Genomic DNA, 21,194 nt, shown 5'->3' on the forward strand with positions numbered 1-21,194 from the left:
AAATACCGAGTCCGCGCGCAAGTGCATTCAAGCGACCTTCATCGATTGTTTGCTAGGCTCGTCCATCCAACCGTGTTCGAGGAGCCTTCATGGCACGCAACATCGAAATCAAGGCGCGCGCGCATCAGTTCGACCAGCTGCGCGAACGGGCGGCCGCGCTCGCCACCGAAGCGCCGCTGGTTTTCCGCCAGCAAGACTTCTTCTACGACGTGCCGACCGGACGCCTCAAGCTGCGCCAGTTCGACGACGGCACGCCGTCCGAGCTGATCTTTTATCAGCGCGACGACCGCGACGGCCCGAAAGTCTCGTATTACTCGCGCAGCCCGGTCACGAATCCCGAAGCGATGCACGCGCTGCTCGCCCAGGCGCTGACGACGCGCGGCATCGTCTCGAAGGAGCGGCACGTGTATCTCGTCGGACGCACGCGCATTCATCTGGACCGCGTGGACGGCCTGGGCGATTTCATCGAGCTGGAAGTGCTCCTCGGCCAGGACGACGACGAAGCCGGCGGCGAACAGGAAGCGCACGCGATGTTCGCGCGCCTGGGCGTTGCGCAGACGGACCTCGTGCCGCTCGCTTACGTGGATCTGCTGAGCCCCGAGTCATCGCTCGCCAGATGAGAGAGCGGCAGCGGGCCGTTGCGCTTGAACGTCGTGAGCACGATGTTCGAGCGCACGCTGTCGACGCCCGGCACGCGCATCAGCTTTTTCATCACGAAACCTGACAGCGCGTTCAAATCCGGCGCGACGATGCGCAGCAGATAGTCGGCGTCGCCCACGGTCGCGTGGCATTCGAGCACTTCGGGCAGCATCTCGATCTGCTGCTGAAACTGCTCGATGATCGAATCGCCGTGATGCTTAAGCTTCAGGCTCGTGAACGCCGTTACGCCCAGGCCGAGCTTCTCCGGCCGCAGGACCACGCGATACCCTTCGATCACCCCCGTCGATTCCAGCCGCTGCAGCCGCCGCCCGATCTGCGACGGCGAAAGCGGCACTTGCTCGCCCAGTTGCTGATGCGTGGCGCGCCCGAACCGTTGAAGCACGTCGAGCAGGGCGAGGTCGAAATGGTCGAGTTCGAGCATGAGGCGGATGTGCGCTGTGGCGTGGATGAATGCGACTTTATCGCACTGATGACCAGAAGCTCACAAACCCTTTGCGCGAAAGGGCCGTTCAGCGCGTATTTGACGAATTGCTTACGGCGGCAAACAAAGTAACGCGCGTGTTACCAATCATGACATCGCGAAAGGCGAAAATCGCGCGAAATTCCGCGAAATCGGGAAAAACGAAAGCGTTAGAACAGGAAAAAGAAAGCTCAGACGTCAGCTAGCTTTCAGTCTTGGATACCATTCCTGAATTGCTCGTAAGCTTCCCACGCGGCGCGCGCGTCGTCGTCCAGTTGCTCGGGTGGCACGCCGGACTGACGCTGTACAATCAGCAGCGCATAGGGCCTGGACAACGCGCTCGCCTCCTTGCAAAGGCTGAGTTCGTCGCCGCTAGACGGAGAGCGGCCGCGCCAGTAGTTGATCGCGGCTTCGAGTTCGTTGATCGAGATGACAGCCATGTCCGGGCAGAAACACTTTCGGTGTACGGCGGCTCGCGCATTCCGGGATACGGTCGCGCGACGCCGCATGAGATATGAGATGTAAACCGCTCGAGCCCGCGCCGCCCCGTCGTGCATGTGAGCATGTCACCGACCGCCCCGCCCGCTTGAACTCAACCATTGTACTTGAGCGACTCCATGCGAATCCTTCTGATCGAAGACGACCGCCCCATCGCGCGCGGCATTCAAAGCAGCCTCGAACAATCCGGCTTCACGGTCGACATGGTCCACGACGGCATCTTCGCCGAGCAGGCGCTCGCGCAGAACCGCCATGAACTCGTCATTCTCGATCTGGGCTTGCCCGGCATCGACGGCATGACGCTGCTCTCGCGTTTTCGCCAGAGCAACCGCCATACGCCGGTGATCATCCTCACCGCGCGCGACGAGCTGCACGACCGCGTGCAAGGCCTGAACAGCGGCGCCGATGACTACATGCTGAAACCCTTCGAGCCGCAGGAACTCGAAGCGCGCATTCGCGCGGTGATGCGCCGCAGCGGCCCGCACGGCGACGTGCCGCGCCCCGAAGTGTCGCTGGGCGGCCTGCGGCTGTCGGGGGTCGATCGTCGCATCTTCAACGACGAACGTCCGCTCGAACTCTCGCCGCGTGAATTCGCCGTGCTCGAAATGCTGCTGCTGCGCCACGGCCGCGTCGTGAGCAAGGCGCAGTTGCAGGATCACCTGACCCACTTCGGCGGCGATCTCGGCGATACGGCGATCGAAGTGTATGTGCACCGCGTGCGCAAGAAACTCGAAAACACGCGCGTCGAGATCGTGACGGTGCGGGGCTTCGGCTATCTGCTTCAGGAGATCCGGCAAGCCGCGTAATGCTTCTGCCGTAGACCGCCTTGCGATTTCCCACCCGCCGTGCGAGCGATCAGCGTTTCGCCCGCGAAGACTGGCTCGATCTGGCTCGATCGACAGCCACCAGGACGCCGGCGCCCCCGAGCCTGCGGCGCACGCTGCTGCGCCGCCTCGCGGCGCCGCTGTCCCTGCTCGCGCTGATGAGCGGCCTCATGGCGTACTGGCTCGCCTGGCAGTACACGCAGCACGTCGTCGACCGCTCGCTCGCGGATCTGGCCACTGCCATTTCCAAGCAGATCCAGCTCGCGGGCGTCGATGCGCCCGTCACCGTCCCGCCGCTCGCGCAGGCGATGTTCTCCGATCCTGTCGAGCAGCTCATCTACCGCATCAGCACGGGCGATGAGGAAATCGCGGGCGAGCCCGATCTGCCGCTCACCGGCACCAACGTGCGGCGCATCCACTACGCGTATGTCTTCGAGACGCACTTCCAGGGCGTCTCCGTGCGCGCGGCGCAAGTGCGCGTGCCGCAGCCGACCGGCAATCCGATCGTCGTCGAAGTGGCGCAACGGGTCGGCTCGCGGTATCGGATCGCCGTGGAGTTTCTCATCGCGATCATGATGCCGCTCGCGCTGCTGCTGCTCGCGGGCTGGGTGATCGTGTGGCGCGTCGTGAATCAGCAATTGAACCCGCTCACCGATCTCGCCGACGCGCTCAACCAGCAGACGCACATCTCGCTCGAGCCCGTAGACGAGACTTATGTCCCCAGCGAAATCCGCCCGCTCACGAGCGCGATGAACGCCTTGCTCGTGCGCCTGCAGAGCGCGCTCGATGCGCAGCGCAAGTTCATCGCCGATGCCGCGCATCAACTGCGCACGCCGCTGACCGCGGTCAAGCTGCACGCGGAGCAGGCGCTCAGTTCGCGCGATCCCGACAAAGCGATCGAGGCGGTGAAGGAGTTGCGTGCATCGGCGGATCGCGCGGTGCGGCTTTCGAATCAACTGCTCTCTCTCGCGCGCGCCGAGCCGGGCGAACAGGCGGCGCGTTTCGCCGATTTCGACATCGCCGCGCTCGCCTTCGAAACCGGCGCGGAGTGGGTGCCGCGTGCGCTCGCCGCGCACGTCGATCTCGGCTTTCAGCGTCTCGACGACCCCGAGAACGAGCATCCGCTGATCGTGCGCGGCAACGTCGTGCTCGCCCGCGAAGTCCTGGCAAATCTGATCGACAACGCGCTCAAGTACATTCCGCCGTTTCGCATCGAAGGCGCGCGTATCACCATGACGGTCACGGAATGGCGCGACGCGAATGGCCGCCGCTTCGGCGAAGTCATCGTGGAGGACAACGGCCCGGGCGTGCCGCCGGATCAGCAGCCGGATCTCTTCAAGCGCTTCTTCCGCGGCGACGGACAAAGCGTGGAAGGCGGCGCGGGACTCGGGCTCGCGATCGTTCACGACATCATGGTGCTGCACGGCGGCACCGTGCACTATGAGGACGCGCCGGAAGGCGGCGCGCGCTTCATCGTGCGCATGCCGCTCAAGGAAGAGAAGCCGGCGGCGGAATGAAAAAGAGCCACGCGCTTGCGTGGCTCTTTCGCATCGACTCGACGCGCGCGCGACCTACTTTTTCTTCTTCTCCTTCTTCACCGCGAGCATCGTGCCGCGGCATTTCCTTGCGCCGCATCGGCACTCGTATTCCTGCTTGAGCTTCTTCGTGATGCGGCCGTCGATGACGAGCCCGTAGTCGTAGTTCAGTTCTTCATCCGGCTCGATGTCGCGCAACGCGTGAATGAACACGCGCCCTTCGACTTCCTCGGCCTCGCAATTCGGCGCGCACGAATGGTTGATGTACTTCGCGCTGTTCCCCTCGATCTTGCCGTCGATCACGCGGCCGTCGTCGAGTGCGAAGTAGAACGTGTGGTTCGGCTCTTCGGGGTTGTGCGGATGGCGGCGCAGCGCTTCCTTCCATGAAATGCGCTCGCCCTTGTATTCCATCACCTGCTCGCCCGCGGCAATCCGCTTCACGGCAAACACGCCCTTGCCATGCACGCCGGAGCGGCGAACGGTGACCCTGCGTGAACTCATCGAACGAATCCTTAAATAACGCTTCGCTCCCGCGCGATCGGGATGAACATCGGGATGAAAAAAAACGCGGTGGCCTCAAAAGGCGCCGCGTTCGCTCGGTTGAACGCTCGCGCTCAACAGACCGGTATCCTACACTCCCGGCGCGCGAATGCTCAACCGTCTGGACGATGTTCGAAACTTTTCAGCGTTGCCCGATGGTGATCTCGCCGAAGAGATTCTTCTGTTCGCGCGGCTGCGAGCGCCAGTACTGCGGCGGCGCGGTGACGGTTGCGCCGAGCTCGGCGGCGGCGTGCCACGGCCAGCGCGGATCGTAGAGCATCGCGCGCGCCATTGCGACGTAATCGGCCTTGCCGCTCCTGACGATTTCTTCCGCTTCCTTTGCCTCGGTGATCAGCCCGACGGCCACGGTGTTCACGCCCGTCGCTTCCTTCACGGCCTGCGCGAACGGCACCTGATAGCCCGACGACAACGGAATCTTCTGCAACGGCGAGACCCCGCCCGACGACACATCGACCCAGTCCACGCCGCGCTTTTTCAGCTCCGACGCGAACGCGATCGTATCCTCGATGCTCCATCCGCCTTCGACCCAATCGGTCGCGGAGACGCGCACGCCGACCGGCTTGTCGGCGGGAAACGCAGCGCGCACGGCGTCGAAGATTTCGAGCGGATACCGCATGCGGTTCTCGAGCGAGCCGCCGTATTCGTCGGTGCGCTGATTGGCGAGCGGCGACAGGAACTGATGCAGCAGGTAGCCATGCGCGCAGTGCACTTCGATGCCGTCGATGCCGAGCCGCGCCGCACGCTTCGCCGATGCGACGAACGCCTCCTTCACACGGATGAGGCCAGCGGCGTCGAGCGCGAGCGGCGGGGTCTCTTCAGGCTTGTGCGCAATGGCGGATGGCGCAAAGGTCATCCAGCCGCCATCGGCGACGGAGATCAGCTGCCCGCCTTCCCACGGCTTGCGGCTCGATGCCTTGCGGCCCGCGTGCGATAGCTGCATCGTCACCGCGATCTTCGAATACTGGCGGATCGCGGCAAGCACCGGACGCAGCGCGGCCTCGGTGACGTCGTCCCAAAGACCGAGATCACCCGGCGTGATGCGGCCGTCCGGCTCGACGGCGGTCGCCTCGATGAACAGCATGCCCGCGCCGGACAACGCGAGGTGGCCCAGATGGATCATGTGCCATGCCGTAGCCTCGCCGCGCTCGGCGGAGTATTGACACATCGGCGAGACGAAAATGCGGTTCGGGAGCTGGAGGCTGCGGAGGGTCGTGGGAGTGAACAGCGCGCTCATGGCGTGGCTCGTCGCTAGAAAGGAGCGATCGAGAATAGCACCGCGATTTCTTTCGTGCAGGGACGCGCACCGCGCGAGACGCGGCGCGATGATTCATACCATCACACGTTCAGCGCGCGTCCACCACGGCGAAGCGGTCGAGCCATTCGCCGAACATCGCGCGAGCGGCCCGTTCGAGTTTCGCGCCGTGACGCGCGGTGTCTTCGCGCAGTGAGGCGACCGTCGCGCCGCTGCGCGCGATATCGCCCGGGTACGTGACGAGCCAGCTCTCGAAGCGCTCCACGAGCACTTCGGGATGACACTGCAGCGCGAGAACGTGCTCGCCCCAGGAAAATGCCTGATGCGCGCAGAGATCGGTGGATGCGAGGAGCGTCGCGTCCTTGGGGAGATCGAAGGTATCGCCGTGCCAGTGAAAGACCGGAACGGGCGCGCCGTCGGCTTCGAGATGCCGCAGCGCGGACGCGCGTCCCGCGCCGGTCAGCTCGAGCGGCGACCAGCCGAGCTCCAGCTTGCCCGACGGATACACACGCGCACCGAGCGCCCGCGCGATCAGTTGCGAGCCGAGGCAGATGCCGATCGTCGGCAAGCCTGCCGCGATGCGCTTTTCGAGCATCGAAAGCAGCGGCGCGAGATGCGGATAATGCGCGTCGTCGCAAGCGCCGATCGGTCCGCCGAGCACGACGAGCAACGAAGGATCGAGCGGATTGGGCGCGTCGATACGGCCGCGTCCGACGTCCAGATAGCGCACGAGATGGCCGCGATCGCCGAGCACGTGTTCGAGGCTGCCCAGATCTTCGAAATAGACGTGGCGAATCGCCAGGACTTCATGTTTCATCGGCGGCTTTCCCGGGACGGAGTAGTGACGAGCCGGGCCTCGCGGCGAGGCGCGACGGGCACAGTCTAACCGACTCGCCGCGGCCTCACAGCGCCGGATGCCGCCAGATGGCTTTTTACCCGCGCAGCCTGATTCAGGCGACTTGGGCGAAGACCTTCCAGCTCTTCTTCTGCGTGGCGACGTCGGCTTCTTCGTATACCGAACAGTCGAGACGCAGATCCGTGTCCGCCATGTCGATCTGCAGAAGCGCGCAGTGATGCGGCGTCTTCTTCGGATTCTTGCTCGCCTCGAAGTGCGAGCAGGAGAGACACATGCGGTGCGCCGGAATCTGCTGCTGCGATTCGAGCTGACGGATTGTCTTGAGCAGCGTGCGATAGAACGCCACCTGCTCGTCCTCGCGCAGCGTGCCGACCGCCTTCGCGAGGAAGTCCGGCCATTGCAGTGCCTTCTTCGCAGCCGTGCGGCCACGCGCGGTCAGACGCACCGCGAGCGCGCGGCCGTCGTCGAGCGCGCGGCGCTTTTCGACGAGACCCTTGCCTTCGAGCGTGCTCACCGCATCGCTCGTCGTGGCGGCGGTCAGCGCCGTTTCACGTGCGATCTCGCCGAGGCGCATCGGCCCCTTGCGCTGCATCAGCAGAACGAGAATTTCACCCTGGGTCGGCGTCAGCCCCGCGCCTTCCGCCCATTCCCATGCCTGGCTGCGCATCGCGGTGCTCAGCCTCAGCAGGCCGTGGGTCACCCGCCCCGTCGCCTGCTCTCCGTAAACGCCTTCACTCATAGTCTTTCGCTTGTTGTTCCGCTTATGTGTTCTGACGGCACGTTCGCGGCAACCACCGCGAACACCTCGTTCGAAACGCCGCCCGCAGAAAGTACTCCGAACCCCTTGCGAACTGCCCTTCGTTCCAGGTCCCCGCCGTCTCAAAATTCAGGCGTGCCAAGCCAATTAGCGGTGCCTGAATGGGGACGTTGCAACCCTCTTCGTTATGCGCCGTCTTATGGTCCTGCTCGTGGCGCTGTTTTCTTGCCGACTATAACGCCATGCCAGCAAAGTCGCCATTCTAAGCGACATAGAACAAACGTACACCTTAATTATCCACGCAGAACTGTGGATAACCCGTGGAAAAGAGTCTTCTTTGATGTGGGCGTATTCTTGATAACACTTCCCCTCGCGTCGGACACCTTTCCGTTGTCCAGAATCCTCGTCGCGACGCCACACGCGGGCCGCATGGTTATCATCGCGCTAGCTCGTTGACTCTGCACCTCTTTTTGACGTTTTCCACAGCGTCGGGGAAGACTTGTTAACTACTATTACGGATGTATACGGACTTCTTGAAGTAAACCTTAGCGTCGCTGAATCGGTTTTTCTTCCAACGTTGCCGCGAGCGCTTTATGCACATTGCTCGTCATGCACATGTTTCATACGGCCCAAAGATAAAGGCCGCTTCGTAAGCTTCTCGAAGCGGCCTTTCGTCATGATTCGCCGATTCGCGTCGGCGTAAGCGCAGCGTTATCGGCGCCACTGCAGGCATTGCTGCCTGACCGCCTCGTGCAGCGATTTTTCCTTGTCCACCACGCCGCGTAGCCAGGTCGCGTCGTTGACGCCGCGCGCGATATCGGCCACCTCCGCGAGCGCGGCCTGTGAGCCGAGCGCTTCGGCATGCGGAGCGAGCACGTCGAGCGTCGCGAGAATGTCCTCGCCGATGGTGCGCCGCTCGCCCGTCTGCGGATGGATGCACGTGCCTTCCAGTCCGAAGCGGCACGCCTCGAAGCGGTTGAACGTGTAGACCAGATAGTCGTCCTCGCGCGGCGTCAGCGGTTTGTCGAGCAGCAGATAGCGCGACAGCGTCTGGATGTAGCAGGCGATCGCGGCCGCCCTGTCGACGGAAAGCGGCGTGTCCATCACGCGCACTTCGATCGTTCCGAAGCCGGGCTTCGGCCGGATGTCCCAGTAGAAGTCCTTCATGCTGTTGACGACGCCCGTATTGACCATCTTCGAGAAGTATTCCTCGAAGCCGTCCCAGGTCAGCACGAAGGGCGCGCGCCCCGACAGCGGAAACGCGAACACCGAGTTCAGACGCGCCGAGTGGAACCCCGTGTCGACACCCTGGATGTATGGCGACGACGCTGAAAGCGCGATGAAATGCGGGATGTAGCGAGACATCGAGTGCAGCAGGAAGAGCGCGCTGTTCGGATCGGGACAACCGATGTGGACGTGCTGGCCGAACACCGTGAACTGCTTGGCGAGGTATCCGTACAGTTCGGAGATGTACTGGAAGCGCGGCGCGTCGTAGATCTGACGATCGCTCCATTGCTGGAACGCGTGCGTGCCGCCGCCCGCGAGCCCGACGTTGAGCTGATCCGCCGCGGCGACGAGCGTATCGCGGATCTTGCGAAGGTCCGTGACAGCCTGCTCGTGCGTCGTGCAGATACCGGTCGAAAGCTCGATCATGCTTTCGGTGATTTCAGGCGTGATGTTGCCCGGAATTTTTTCGTCCTTGATGAGACGCATGAGGTCCGACGCGGCGCGGGTCAGATCGTAGTCGTGCGTGTTGACGACCTGGATCTCCAGCTCGACGCCGAACGTGAACGGTTCGGAGTTGATGAAAGGTTCGAGTGCCATGGCGCCTCTTGAATAATCAATGCATGAGTCAAGCGGGCGCGATCACTCGCGCCGCTCGCCGACTGCCGACAGGCTGCGGTAGACCACGAAGGGCGAGACTATCTGCAGCACGACGATCGAGCACATGATGATCGCGCGCAGCGTCGGGTCGTAGTCCGGATAGAGAACGTACATGTCGTCGACGAGCACGTACGCCAGCGCCGACATCGGCGTCAGCGCGACGCCCAGCGCCGCGCCCTGCTTCCAGTCGAGCCCGCTCGGCTTCGCGAAAATCAGCACGCCGACGAGCTTGCCGACGAAACGCGCAACGATCAGCCCGAGCGCCGCGACGCCGCCGAGCGCGATATCGCGCCAGTGAAACGGCGTGAGCGTCAGCGCAAAAAGAATCACGGTCAGGAGCCATCCGGCGGAGCCGAAGTGCGACGGCCAGAGTTGCGGACGTTCGTCGGCGTTTTTCACGATGATGCCCGCGGCGAGCAGCGCGAGAATCGTCGACAGCTTGAAGATATGCGCGACCGCGATCGCCAGCAGCACGAGCCCGAAGAGCGCGACGAACGAATGCTCGTCGTTCGCGGGCAGGCGCCGCACCAGCAGATTGCAGGCGCGCGCGAGCAGGAACGCGAGCACGAGCGAGCCGATCAGCAGATAGAGCGGCTGCAGGATCGTCGCGAGCGCGTTGCCGTAGATTTCCTGATGCAGCACGCCCGCCGCGAGCTTCTCGACGATCACCGCATACATGCTGTTGAGCGCGGTCAGCGTCAGCAGACGTTGCGTGACCTGGCCTTCCGCGCGCAGTTCGGTCTTCAACTGGATGACCATCGCGGGCGACGTCGCCATCGCAATGGCCGCGATCACGACCGAGGGCATCGTCGGCACGTTGAGCAATGTCAGCGCGATCAGCACGAGGCCGAACGTCAGCGTCGATTCGGCGATGCTCGACAAGATCAGATACGGATTGCGACGGATCCAGCGCAGATCGAGCCGCCCACCCAATTCGAAGAGCAGCAGCCCGAGCGCGACATCGAGCAGCGGCCGCGACAGGCCGGCCGCGCTTGCGTCGATCACACCGAGACCCGCGTTACCGGCGATCAGCCCGATCACCGCGAACCCGGTGATGCGCGGCAAGCGCCACGCGCGCCATAACAGCTCGCCGGCGAGCCCCGCCGTAATGAGCGCGAGACCGGCCCAGAAAATGGCGTCGGGTTCGAGCGGCCAGACGGGCAAAAATGAAAATGCCGAATTCATCGTATTGGCTTCTCCTTCGTTGCTGCAGCAGAGCGTGCACGTTCCGTTGCGTGACTCGCATCGACGGCGCGCGCTCGCGGGCGAGGCGCATCGGGCCCGCTATGCGAGCGTTGGTTCATTCAGGCGAAACGAAATGCGAACGAACACGGCGTCACGTCAGGACGTGCACGGATTAGACGACGCGTTCGGCTAGCTGCGATGCGCCCTGCATGCCCTCGATGTCGCACCGGAGAACTCGGATCCGTGTGACATGGGTAACGCATGCGGCGCCCGCTCGAATGCCGGGCCGAACACAGCAAACGACGGCGCGGCTTCGTTGATCAGATTCTTGGCTCGCAACCATCGTTCCAATGAAGCGGTCGCCGTCCGAACGGCGCGACGCAGGAAGAAGCGCGATTGTGCCATACCTCCGTTGCCCTGACAGAAAGTCCAAGCTCCTGATTCTTATGAAGTAAAAGCGACTGCCGGGCTCGAAGCAGGATGGAAAGGCTGACCGCTCGCCGTTATCGGGACGTTCGGATTTCTGGTTTATGCCTGACCGATGGCTTCGTCTTCAGGTGTTTACAGGTTTACTGTATATAAACGTAGTAGTAGTTAACAAGAGGCTGCGTCTTCTGTGGATAACCCATCTTTCGTCTTTACATTCAATCATTTGGATAAAGCAGAAGCGGGCCGTAAACACGTTGGCGCGGCGCGGCCAACCCGGAACAACTTTGGCGCGCGTAAACCGGAAGTCCAGGTTGTCCCGTTTACGTGCACATCGCGTTCACACGACTTCCACCTGCAATTAGACGGGTTATCCACAACGTGCCGGGGACAACTATGTCGAGCCGATTTCTCCATGACGGAGCGCTCTGAGCAAAAAGCGGGCTGGGTCGACGGCGTCCGCGAGTTCGCGCTCGATGAGCCACGGTTCTCCTTCAATCTGCGACGCGATCAGCTCGGCCGCGAGCGTCGCCCAGACGAGCCCGCGCGAGCCGAATGCGAATGCGCCGTAAAGACCGGGCATGCGCGGCAGATCGAGCGGCCACGCGCCCGAGAGTTGAGGCGCATCGCGGCGCGCGGCGCTTTCGTCGGCAAGCTGGCCGATCATCGGCATGCGGTCGCTCGTCACGCAGCGGAACGCGACGCGCCCCGCGCGGATTTGCTTCGGCGCGAGCGCTAGATCCGGCAACATCCCCGCGACGCGCTCGATGTTCTCCAGATGCCCGGCTTCGCGAATATCCCGGTCGGGATCGTCGATGTCATAGGTCGCGCCGATGAGCGCGCCGTCCGCGCCGAGCGGCACCGCGTAGCCTTCGCCGATAACCGGCGCACGCAGGGCATCGAGCGCGGATGAATCGAGCACGGTGAGCTGGCCGCGCACGCTGCGTGTCGGCGCGCCATACAGACCGGCGAGCCGCGCGGCATCGTGAGCGTTGGCGAGCACCATCACCGGCGCGCTCGCGATCTCGCCGCCGCTCGTATCGAACGCGCTCCAGATGCGGCCATCGTGCGCAATGCGCGTTACGTCGGTTTCCATGCGCAGCGTGATCCGGGCAGCGGCGTCGGCGAGTTGCGCTGTGCAAACGGCCGCAGGCGAGATCGCACCGCCGCGCGGAAAGAACCAGCCGCCGCGCGCGACATCGACGCCCGCGATGCGCGATGCATCGGCGCGCGTCGTCGGCTGCACGTATTCAGATGGATACGCGAAGCGCGCGATGGCGGCGGCGAGCGCAGTGGCGTCTTCGGGCGTGTCGGCGATCTGTAGCAAACCCGCGGGGCTGCGCAGCAAGTCGTGATGTGCGTCTTCGAGCGCCTGCCATCGGCGCAATGCGTAGAGAAAGCCCGCGCGCGTGAGGCGGGCGGCGACACTGTCGTCGCGCCAGACGATAGGATGAAACACGCCCGCCGGATTGCCCGATGCATCGCGCGCGGGCAACGCGTGACGATCGATCAGCGTGACGTGCCAGCCGCGCCCGGCGAGCCGCGCGCTCACGGCACAGCCCGCGAGTCCCGCGCCGATGACGACGGCCTCGCGCGCGCTCGCAGCGCAAGGAAGCGGCGGTTCGTGGCGGCGCACGCGCCAGCGCGGCGCGAAGCGTGCGACGAGCCGTGCGTCCGCCGCCGCCGACGAGCACTCGAAGCCCGACGATTCCAGCGCGCGGCGCATCGGCAAATGAAGCGGCCCGGATGCGTTCGCGCAGACTGTCGCGCCGTCGCCGGCAAAGCGCGCGAGCGATTTGCATAGGGCGCGTGGATCGTCGGTCGCTTCGAGATGGAAGGCATCGGCGCGTAGCCAGAGTTTCGACAGCATCGCCTGCGCGTCGTCGCCAATGGCGAGCGTGAGCACCACGCGTCCTTCGTCGAACTCCAGCCGATGCATGCCTGCCACGCGCATCGGCCACGCGCGTGCAAGCTCGGCCGCGAGCGGCGATGCGTCATCGGTCGATGGTGGATCGTCCAGCGCCTTTAGCGTCGCAATCGCCACGACGTGCAACCGGTCGCAACGCTCTTCGTCGTCGCGCCAGCGCTGCCAGAGCGGGAGGAAGGCGCTGAATGTCATATCGACGAAGGTGAAGACGCGCGTGCGCCGCCAGCGCGCGGGAAGATCGTGCGGCGCGAAAAACAGAGATTCGGTCATGCGACAGGGGAAGACACGTCAAGCGGAAGACGACTTGGCCAAGGTCCGCGCGGCGCCGTTCGGGGCGTCTTCGATCGTCAGCGGCTCGAGCGCGTAGCCCGCCGCGCGCCATGCCGCGAGGCCGCCGAGCAGCGGCGCGACATCGGTGAAGCCGTGCGCGGCGAGTTCCTTGGCGGCAAGCGCGGCGGACACTTCGCTCGGGCAGTCGCAGTACGTCACGAGCTTGCGGTCGCGGGCGATACCGGCGAGCTGCGATGCGGCGTCGTCGTGCAGGAGCAGCGCGCCGGGAATGGCGAACGGATCCATCGCGCGGCGTTCGCGGCGGCGCACGTCGATGACGAGCGGCGGCGGTTCGCCATCGAGCAGCGCGCGCAGCATCGCGATATCGATGCGCGCCATGCGCAGCCTCCGCAACAGCGACACGCGCTGCCACCAGCGCATGGCGAGATAGAGCGCGAGCGCGATGATCGCAAGCACGACCACGCCGCGCCCGAACAGGTCGAGCCAGGCGAGCATGCGATCGACGAGATCGGCGAACATCGCGCCGAACGCGACGCCGATGCCGGACCACAACAATGCGCCGAGCGCGTCATACAAGAGAAAGCTGCCGAAGCCGATGCCGGTCGCGCCCGCGACGGGTATCGCGAGCGTCGACAGGCCGGGGATGAATTTGGACAGGGCGAGAATGCGCACGCCGAAGCGCCCGAAGAAGTCGAGGCTGCGGTTCACGCAGGTATCGCGCGAGATCGAGATCTTGCACATGAAGGCAAGCACGCGGCTGCCGTAGCGACGCCCGAGCCGGAACCAGAGCGTGTCGCCGATGAGCGCGGCCATGCTGGCCGTGACGACGATCGCCAAGAGCGGCCCCCATGCAGCCGACGGAAAGCCCGAAGGCACGCCCGTTGCGAAGCTCGCGGAGACCGTGATCGCACCCGTCAGAATCAGTGTGGGCAAGGCTGGGAGCGGCAAGCCGAGGCATTCGAGCAGAACGTTGGCAAAAACCAACGGCAGGCCGTATTCGATGATCAGCTCGCGTAGCATGGATCGGACCCAGTTGTTCTGCGCCAAAAAAAACCGCCGCGAGCCTCAAAAATATAAGGGTAAATCTTTGAAACCCTTATCCTGATTGGGTTTGCGCTGCGCTATCATACCAAGCGCCGCGTATAGAGGCGGCGTGAAGGCGACGAAGTGAAGCAATGCCGTTGAGATGGCGCGTAACACCGCCGATTCCCCGGTCGGCCGCGCCAGAAGGCCGTCGCTACTCGACTGCACGGCTTGCGCACGTATAATCGGCGCGTTCGCGCTGTTCGTGTCAACCTAAACTGATAAAGGAACCTTAATGAACAAACAGGAATTGATCGACGCCGTAGCCGCTCAGACCGGCGCCAGCAAGGCTCAAACCGGCGAAACGCTGGACACGTTGCTCGAAGTGATCAAGAAGGCTGTATCGAAAGGTGACGCAGTTCAGTTGATCGGCTTCGGCAGCTTCGGCTCGGGAAAGCGCGCAGCGCGCACCGGCCGCAACCCGAAGACTGGCGAGTCCATCAAGATTCCGGCCGCGAAGACGGTCAAGTTTACGGCTGGCAAGGCATTCAAGGACGCAGTGAACAAGCGGTAAGCTTCTTGCCGATTGTGCGGCTACTCGAAGTAGCCAGTTATACATAACCCGCCTTCGGCGGGTTTTTTTTTCGGCTGCGCATCTCGTTGGCGGGCTCGACGTTGCATCGAGCCGTTCACGCTTCAATGCCGATGATCCTCGCAATTGCAATCGGGACCATGATCGTGGTGGTCGTTATCATGATCGTGATCGTGGTCGTGCTCTTCGACGTCCCAAGCGGGAAACGGATCGGCGAAGCGATGCCAGCCATCGAGGCCGAGCGCCCATTCGTCGTCGGTCAGAAGGCATGCATCGAACCTGGCCTGCCATGCGGTGCGGTCGAGGTTCTCGCCGATCAGCACCAGTTCCTGCCGGCGATCGCCGATGCTGTTGTCGTCCGGGTCGCCATACCATTCCGCAACGATCTCCGCTTCGAGCTCGGGGTCGTCGATCGGCCATTCGCTGCGATCTTGCGCGGCCCACCACAACCCCGCCGGACCGTGCCGCACGGTCCCGCCCGCTTGCGACAGCGAGCCGCCGACATCGCTTCGCGTCGCGAGCCAGAAGAAGCCTTTCGCCCGCAGGACACCGGGCCATTCCTGATGCAGCAGGTTCCACAGGCGCTCGGGATGAAACGGCCGGCGTGCGCGATACACATAATGGCCGATGCCGGAGGCATCGGGCTCGTCGCTCGCCGCGTGCTCGCCGTTGAGAATCGCAAGCCACCCGGGCGCGCTCGCGGTCGCATCGAAATCGAAGCGGCCGGTGTTCAGCACGTCGCCGGAAGACACGTTGCCGGATTGCGCCCGCACTTGAAGCGCGCGCGGATTGAGCCCGTGCAGGATGCGCGCGATCCTTTCCACTTCGTCCGCGCCGGCGAGATCGATCTTGTTGATGACGATGACATCGCAGAACTCGATCTGCTCGATGAGGGTCTCGACGACTGTCTGGTCGTCTTCGTCGCCGTGGCTTTCTTGCGAGAGACCGCGCTCGGCGAGCGAGTCCGAAGACGCATAGTCGCGCAGGAAGGTCGCGGCATCGATCACGGTCACGAACGTATCGAGATGCGCGCGGCCCGCGAGCGTCGCGTCGTCGTCATCGCCGAATGCGAGATGCTCGGCGATCGTGATCGGATTCGCGATGCCCGACGATTCGACGATGATCGCATCGAAGCGCTGCTGTTCCGCGATCCAGGTGATCGCGCTTTCGAGCGTCTCCATCGATGGGTCGCCGAGCGTCAGCACGAGGCAGCCGTTGGGCAAGTCGGTGGTTTCGCGTTCCGCGCCGGACGCGGCCTTGCCGCATGTCACGGCGCCGATGCGGATTCCTTCGGCGTTGGCGAGCAAGGCATCGACGAGCGTGGTCTTACCCGCGCCGATGAATCCCGATAGCACGGTAATGGGCAATGGCGTCTGGTTCATCGCAGTGAGCGTGACGGAGGAAGGGAGCGCGCGAGCGCGAGCCCGCGCTGCCGTTCGGGCGGCGCGGGCGATCGAATAGGGGATTTTGCATCAAATGCGCGCCGGACGCGGCGCGTGTGCGAGTAGCGCGCCTTGGGTCAGCGCGTGGCCTGAAGCAGCTTCCAGCGACGCAGGATCTCGATGATCTGCGCCGAGTACTTGTCGCGTAGCGCGGGTGTTTCGGAATGGTAAGCACCGACCGCCTGCCACGAATTGCCGTACTTGTTCATTTTCTGGCGCAGATGCCAGGCGGCGACATACACGCTCTTGCACGGCTCCATCAGCGTGCCGCTGGAAATGCCGTACTGCGCCAGCGTGTTGAGATGGATCGAATTGATCTGCATCAGCCCGTAGTCGGTCGAGCCGTTGGCGTTCTTGTTGATGGCGTCAGGCTTGTTGTGCGATTCCTGCCAGGCGATCGCGCGCAGGATGAGCGGATTGACCTTCTGATACTTCGCGGCTTCGTCGAAGCAGTCCGCATGTGCGGAGGCGGCCGCCGTGAGCGGCCCGCATATCGCAAGTAGTCGCAATATTCTCTTCATCTTCCTTCTACTCCATCCGCAGATGCGGAACGTCATGCCGCCGTTGCGGCGCCTTGGCGCCAACGCCAACAAATCAACGCCCGCGGCCGGACTGCATGGGGAAAACCCGCCCATTTCGCAACCGCCCGGAATGCGGAACCGACCGTATCATACCGGCTGACGAATCAGACCATAAGTTGGCTATCAGACATACGCCCGGTGCAGCGCCGGAAGCCCGCTTGCGCGGGAACACATCGGACCGTCAATCAGGTGTGATCTAAATGTATGAATAATAAGACTTCTGGACGGGGTACAATTCGGCTCCCGCGTGCATCGGCCGACCTCTGGAAGCGTCCAGGTACGGTCTATCGGCAAGTTTTTTGAAAGCTTGAGGGCGCTGGAAAACGTAGCGAAGTCGACAGCCAGGCGTCATCTGATCCGGAACGAATTGGCACATTTTCGTTACATTAAGCTGTTATCGTCATTTTTTTTAAAATGATCGCGATGTTCCGGGCCTGTGCGTCCCACATCGCGGTTAGCAGCGCTCTCGGCTGACGGGCGGTGCTGCCTTGGCTGGCTCCCCCGAGACCCGGCTCTGACATCACATTCATGAGAAGACAACCTATGGCACTGCGTCGTATCGCGACGGCACTGCTGGCGGCGGGACTTATCGTCGCGCAAGCCGCGCACGCGCAAGTGACGCTGAATTTCGTCAATGCGGACATCGACCAGGTCGCGAAGGCGATCGGCGCCGCTACCGGCAAAACGATCATCGTCGATCCCCGGGTGAAGGGGCAACTCAACCTGGTCTCGGAGAATGCGGTTCCCGAGGATCAGGCGCTCAAGACGCTCCAGTCGTCGCTGCGCATGCAGGGTTTCGCGCTCGTGCAGGATCACGGCGTCCTGAAGGTCGTGCCCGAAGCCGACGCGAAGCTGCAGGGCGTGCCCACGTATGTCGGCAACGCGCCGGCCGCGCGCGGCGATCAGGTGATCACGCAGGTCTTTCAACTGCGTAACGAATCGGCGAACAATCTTTTGCCGGTGCTGCGTCCGCTCATTTCGCCGAACAACACCATCGCGGCCTATCCGGCGAACAACACGCTCGTCGTCACGGACTACGCCGACAACGTGCGCCGCATCGCGGGCATCATCGCGGGTGTCGATACGGCGGCCGGCCGCTCGGTCGATGTGGTCACGCTGAAGAACGCGAACGCCATCGACGTTGCCGAGCAGATGAACAAGCTGCTCGATCCCGGCGCGATCGGCAGCACCGACGCCACGCTCAAAGTCACCGTCACGCCCGATGCGCGCACCAATTCGCTGATGTTCCGCGCGTCCAGCAGCTCGCGTCTCGCCGCAGCGAAGCAACTGGCGCAGAAGCTCGATTCTCCGACTTCGCAACCGGGCAACATGCACGTCGTGGCGCTGCGCAATGCCGACGCGACGCGTCTCGCCAAGACGCTGCGCGGCATGATGGGCAAGGGCAACAATACTTCGGACAACACGTCGGGCTCGAACTCCAGCTCGAATTCGTTCGGTCAGAGCGGCGGCGGTCTCGGCAGTTCGTCGATGTCCACCGGCACGGCCGGCACGCCGCCTTTGCCCGGCGGTCTCGGCGGCACCTCGGGCAGCAGCAACAATCCGATGTCGGGCGGCGCCGGCAACCGCGACTCGAGCTTCTCGTCGAACAAGGACAACGAGTCCGGCAACGACCAGGGCGGCGGCATGATCCAGGCCGATGCCGCAACGAACTCGCTGATCATCACCGCTGCGGACCCGGTCTATCGAAACCTGCGCGCCGTGATCGATCAGCTCGACGCGCGCCGCGCGCAGGTCTACATCGAGGCGTTGATCGTCGAATTGTCCGCGACCACCGGCGCGAACCTCGGCATTCAGTGGCAGGGCCTCCTGCTGTCGAACGGCGGCAACAACGCGCTCTACGGCAGTTCGAGCTTCGGTCAGGGCAACACGAACATCGTCGATCTGACCTTGCAGGGCAACGCGATCGCACAGAATCCGTCGGCCATCACGTCGACCACCGGCCTGCTCGCGCAGGGCCTCAACATCGGCTTGCTGCACCGCTTCGGCAACCTCTTCGGCCTCGGCGGGCTGTTGCAGGCGCTGTCGACATCGGCGGATGCGAACATCCTTTCGACGCCGAACCTGATTACGCTCGACAACGAGGAAGCGAAGATCGTCGTCGGCCAGAACGTGCCGGTCGTGACGGGTTCCTACGCGACGCCGACCGCGAACGCGGCCACCTCGGTCACCGCGTTCAACACGTTCGACCGGCGCGACGTCGGCGTGACGCTGCATGTGAAGCCGCAGATCACCGATGGCGGCGTGCTCAAGATGCAGATCTATCAGGAAGATTCGAGCGTCGATGCGACCACGAAGAACGATCCGGGCGGCGTGACGATCAATACGCGCTCGGTGCAGTCGACCATCCTCGCGGATGACGGTGAAATCGTCGTGCTCGGCGGCCTGATGCAGGACCAGTACAACAATAACAACAGCAAGATTCCGCTGCTCGGCGACATTCCGTTCATCGGCAGCCTGTTCAGAAGCGAAAGCAAGACGCGCACGAAAACCAACCTCATGGTGTTCCTGCGCCCGGTGATCGTGCGCGATCAGGCAACCTCGACGCAGATCACCAACACGCGCTACGAGTATCTGCGTCAGCAGCAGTACGGCTCGACGACGGACAACCGTCTCATCAAGGATCAGAATGTGCCGGTGATGCCGCCGAAACCGATTGGTCCGAGCGAAGGCGGCGGCGTCCCGGCGCAAAATCTGCTGGACTGGAGCAACACGACACGCGGCCCCGGCCCGAGCACGACGCTGCCGCAGAACCCGGAAGCAGGTCCGGCGCCGCAGCCGATGCAATCCGCGCCGCAATCGACGCCGCCGCCGCAGGGCAGCTATCCGCTTCCCGCGAACGGCGCGACCAACGCCATGCCGGGCAACGCAGCGACCAACACCCTGCCGGGTAACGCCGCGACGAACGGCCAACAGGGAGCCCGGCCGTGAGCATGGTCAACGATGCGGTCGAGAGCGCGAGCAGCGCGGCGTCGCCGCTGGCGGCGGCCCGCCTCGTGCCCTACGGCTTCGCGCGCAGCGGGCAGATCTTGCTCGCGCATCGGCACGCGGACAGCATCGAGGTATGGATCAGCGAGCGGACGACCGACGCGGCGCTCGCTGAAGTCGCGCGCAATTTCGGCGCGCTGTCGATCGTGCGCAAGCCCGCCGACGAGCTCGCCGCGGCGATCAATTCGGCATACGCGCGCAACGACGGCAGCGCGGCGCAGGTGGTCGGCGAAGTGGAAGGCGAAGTCGATCTGTCGCGTTTGATGCAGGACATTCCCGAAGTCGAGGATCTGCTCGAATCCGAGGACGACGCGCCGATCATCCGTATGATCAACGCGCTGCTCACGCAGGCGGCGCGCGAGCAGGCATCGGATATTCACATCGAGCCGTTCGAGAACGCGTCAGTGGTGCGCTTTCGCGTCGACGGCACGCTGCGCGATGTCGTGCGTCCGAAGAAAGCGCTGCACGGCGCGCTGATCTCGCGCATCAAGATCATGGCGCAGCTCGATATCGCTGAAAAACGATTGCCGCAGGACGGCCGCATCACGTTGCGCGTGGGCGGACGTCCCGTCGACGTGCGGGTTTCCACGCTGCCGACCGGCCACGGCGAGCGCGCGGTGCTGCGTCTGCTGGAAAAGGACGCGCAGCGCCTGAATCTCGAAACGCTCGGCATGGCGCGCGACACGCTCGTCCACTTCGACAAGCTGATCGGCAAGCCGCACGGCATCGTGCTCGTCACCGGCCCGACCGGTTCCGGCAAGACAACCACGCTCTATGCGTCGATGTCGCGGCTGGAGACCACGACCACCAACATCATGACGGTGGAAGACCCGATCGAATACGACCTGTCGGGCATCGGGCAGACGCAGGTGAACGAGCGCATCGGCATGACCTTCGCGCGCGCGCTGCGCTCGATCCTTCGCCAGGATCCGGACATCATCATGATCGGTGAAATCCGCGATCTCGAAACCGCGCAGATCGCGGTGCAGGCTTCGCTAACCGGCCACCTCGTGCTCGCGACGCTGCACACGAACGACGCTGCCTCTGCCGTCACGCGTCTCACCGACATGGGCGTGGAGCCGTATCTGCTGGCGTCGTCGCTGCTCGGCGTGCTCGCGCAGCGGCTCGTGCGCCAGCTCTGTCCGGTCTGCAAGGAAGAGCGCGTCGAGGAAGACGGCACGAAGCGCTACCATCCGGTCGGCTGCGAGCGATGCGGCCAGTCGGGTTATGTCGGCCGTCGCGGTGTCTACGAACTGCTTCTGATCGACGACGCGATCCGCCCGCTCATCCATCGCAACGCGGCGGATGCGGAGATTCTCGAGGCAGGCCGCAAGCAAGGCATGCGCACGCTGCGCGAGGACGGCGACCGCTGGCTCGCCGCCGGCGTGACGTCGCTGGAAGAAGTGCTGCGCGTGACGGGCGGAGAGTAACGGT

At 63.9% G+C, this 21,194-nt stretch carries 18 protein-coding genes; 6 read left to right on the plus strand and 12 right to left on the minus strand.

The annotated features are described in order from the left end of the window. Positions 1-89: 89 nt before the first annotated feature. On the plus strand, positions 90-620 hold the full coding sequence (locus NCR38_RS13410) for a class IV adenylate cyclase (RefSeq protein WP_061116608.1): 531 nt from the start codon (positions 90-92) through the stop codon (positions 618-620). Here the strand turns inward: NCR38_RS13410 and NCR38_RS13415 are convergent. Continuing rightward, positions 578-1,081 carry an Lrp/AsnC family transcriptional regulator gene (locus NCR38_RS13415; protein WP_061116609.1) on the minus strand — a complete coding sequence of 168 codons (504 nt, stop codon included), beginning with the start codon at positions 1,079-1,081 and terminating at the stop codon, positions 578-580. The genes NCR38_RS13410 and NCR38_RS13415 overlap by 43 nt on opposite strands. 248 nt (positions 1,082-1,329) lie before the next feature. Next, positions 1,330-1,560 (minus strand): DUF3717 domain-containing protein, encoded by a 231-nt coding sequence (locus NCR38_RS13420; RefSeq protein WP_061116914.1) that lies wholly within the window; start codon positions 1,558-1,560, stop codon positions 1,330-1,332. A gap of 177 nt (positions 1,561-1,737) precedes the next feature. Between NCR38_RS13420 and NCR38_RS13425 the strand changes: the two genes are divergently transcribed. Both NCR38_RS13425 and NCR38_RS13430 read left to right on the plus strand, forming a co-directional pair. Next, positions 1,738-2,424, plus strand: a complete 687-nt coding sequence (locus tag NCR38_RS13425) for a response regulator transcription factor (RefSeq protein ID WP_014192702.1) — start codon at positions 1,738-1,740, stop codon at positions 2,422-2,424. An 80-nt stretch (positions 2,425-2,504) separates the two neighbouring features. Further along, positions 2,505-3,959, plus strand: coding sequence for a sensor histidine kinase (locus NCR38_RS13430; RefSeq protein WP_061116915.1), 1,455 nt, complete (start codon positions 2,505-2,507; stop codon positions 3,957-3,959). A gap of 54 nt (positions 3,960-4,013) precedes the next feature. Here the strand turns inward: NCR38_RS13430 and NCR38_RS13435 are convergent, their stop codons facing one another. From NCR38_RS13435 to NCR38_RS13470, 8 genes are all read right to left on the minus strand, one after another. Continuing rightward, positions 4,014-4,478, minus strand: a complete 465-nt coding sequence (locus tag NCR38_RS13435; RefSeq protein ID WP_061116610.1) for an SET domain-containing protein — start codon at positions 4,476-4,478, stop codon at positions 4,014-4,016. A gap of 181 nt (positions 4,479-4,659) precedes the next feature. Then, positions 4,660-5,772: an NADH:flavin oxidoreductase/NADH oxidase gene (locus NCR38_RS13440; protein ID WP_061116611.1), complete on the minus strand. Its 1,113-nt coding sequence runs from the start codon at positions 5,770-5,772 to the stop codon at positions 4,660-4,662. 109 nt (positions 5,773-5,881) lie between these two features. Then, positions 5,882-6,607 (minus strand): glutamine amidotransferase, encoded by a 726-nt coding sequence (locus tag NCR38_RS13445; RefSeq protein ID WP_061116612.1) that lies wholly within the window; start codon positions 6,605-6,607, stop codon positions 5,882-5,884. A 133-nt stretch (positions 6,608-6,740) separates the two neighbouring features. Then, positions 6,741-7,385 (minus strand): MarR family winged helix-turn-helix transcriptional regulator, encoded by a 645-nt coding sequence (locus tag NCR38_RS13450; RefSeq protein ID WP_061116613.1) that lies wholly within the window; start codon positions 7,383-7,385, stop codon positions 6,741-6,743. 729 nt (positions 7,386-8,114) lie between these two features. After that, positions 8,115-9,227 (minus strand): YbdK family carboxylate-amine ligase, encoded by a 1,113-nt coding sequence (locus tag NCR38_RS13455; protein ID WP_061116614.1) that lies wholly within the window; start codon positions 9,225-9,227, stop codon positions 8,115-8,117. A gap of 42 nt (positions 9,228-9,269) precedes the next feature. Continuing rightward, the gene (locus tag NCR38_RS13460) at positions 9,270-10,472 is read right to left on the minus strand and encodes a cation:proton antiporter (RefSeq protein WP_061116615.1); all 1,203 of its coding nucleotides are present in this window, start codon (positions 10,470-10,472) and stop codon (positions 9,270-9,272) included. Between the two features lie 820 nt (positions 10,473-11,292). Further along, a complete protein-coding gene (mnmC, locus tag NCR38_RS13465; protein WP_061116616.1) occupies positions 11,293-13,095 on the minus strand; it encodes a bifunctional tRNA (5-methylaminomethyl-2-thiouridine)(34)-methyltransferase MnmD/FAD-dependent 5-carboxymethylaminomethyl-2-thiouridine(34) oxidoreductase MnmC in 1,803 nt (600 codons plus the stop codon). Positions 13,096-13,113: 18 nt separating this feature from the next. Next, on the minus strand, positions 13,114-14,136 hold the full coding sequence (locus tag NCR38_RS13470) for a VTT domain-containing protein (protein WP_250477236.1): 1,023 nt from the start codon (positions 14,134-14,136) through the stop codon (positions 13,114-13,116). A gap of 298 nt (positions 14,137-14,434) precedes the next feature. On the opposite strand from NCR38_RS13470, the gene NCR38_RS13475 reads away from it, so the two are divergent. Next, positions 14,435-14,713 (plus strand): HU family DNA-binding protein, encoded by a 279-nt coding sequence (locus NCR38_RS13475; protein WP_008352404.1) that lies wholly within the window; start codon positions 14,435-14,437, stop codon positions 14,711-14,713. A 122-nt stretch (positions 14,714-14,835) separates the two neighbouring features. Here NCR38_RS13475 and NCR38_RS13480 read toward each other — a convergent pair whose 3' ends face one another. Continuing rightward, on the minus strand, positions 14,836-16,113 hold the full coding sequence (locus NCR38_RS13480; RefSeq protein WP_061116618.1) for a GTP-binding protein: 1,278 nt from the start codon (positions 16,111-16,113) through the stop codon (positions 14,836-14,838). 137 nt (positions 16,114-16,250) lie between these two features. Next, entirely contained in the window at positions 16,251-16,694 is a 444-nt protein-coding gene (locus NCR38_RS13485) for a lytic transglycosylase domain-containing protein (RefSeq protein WP_061116619.1), read from the minus strand. Between the two features lie 603 nt (positions 16,695-17,297). Between NCR38_RS13485 and gspD the strand changes: the two genes are divergently transcribed. Both gspD and gspE read left to right on the plus strand, forming a co-directional pair. After that, a complete protein-coding gene (gspD, locus tag NCR38_RS13490) occupies positions 17,298-19,703 on the plus strand; it encodes a type II secretion system secretin GspD (protein WP_250477237.1) in 2,406 nt (801 codons plus the stop codon). A gap of 2 nt (positions 19,704-19,705) precedes the next feature. Next, positions 19,706-21,190, plus strand: coding sequence for a type II secretion system ATPase GspE (gene gspE, locus NCR38_RS13495; protein ID WP_061116621.1), 1,485 nt, complete (start codon positions 19,706-19,708; stop codon positions 21,188-21,190). The last annotated feature ends 4 nt before the right edge of the window (positions 21,191-21,194 follow it).

Origin of the sequence: Caballeronia sp. INML1 (genome assembly GCF_023631085.1) — a bacterium.
Taxonomy (GTDB): Bacteria; Pseudomonadota; Gammaproteobacteria; order Burkholderiales; family Burkholderiaceae; genus Caballeronia; species Caballeronia turbans.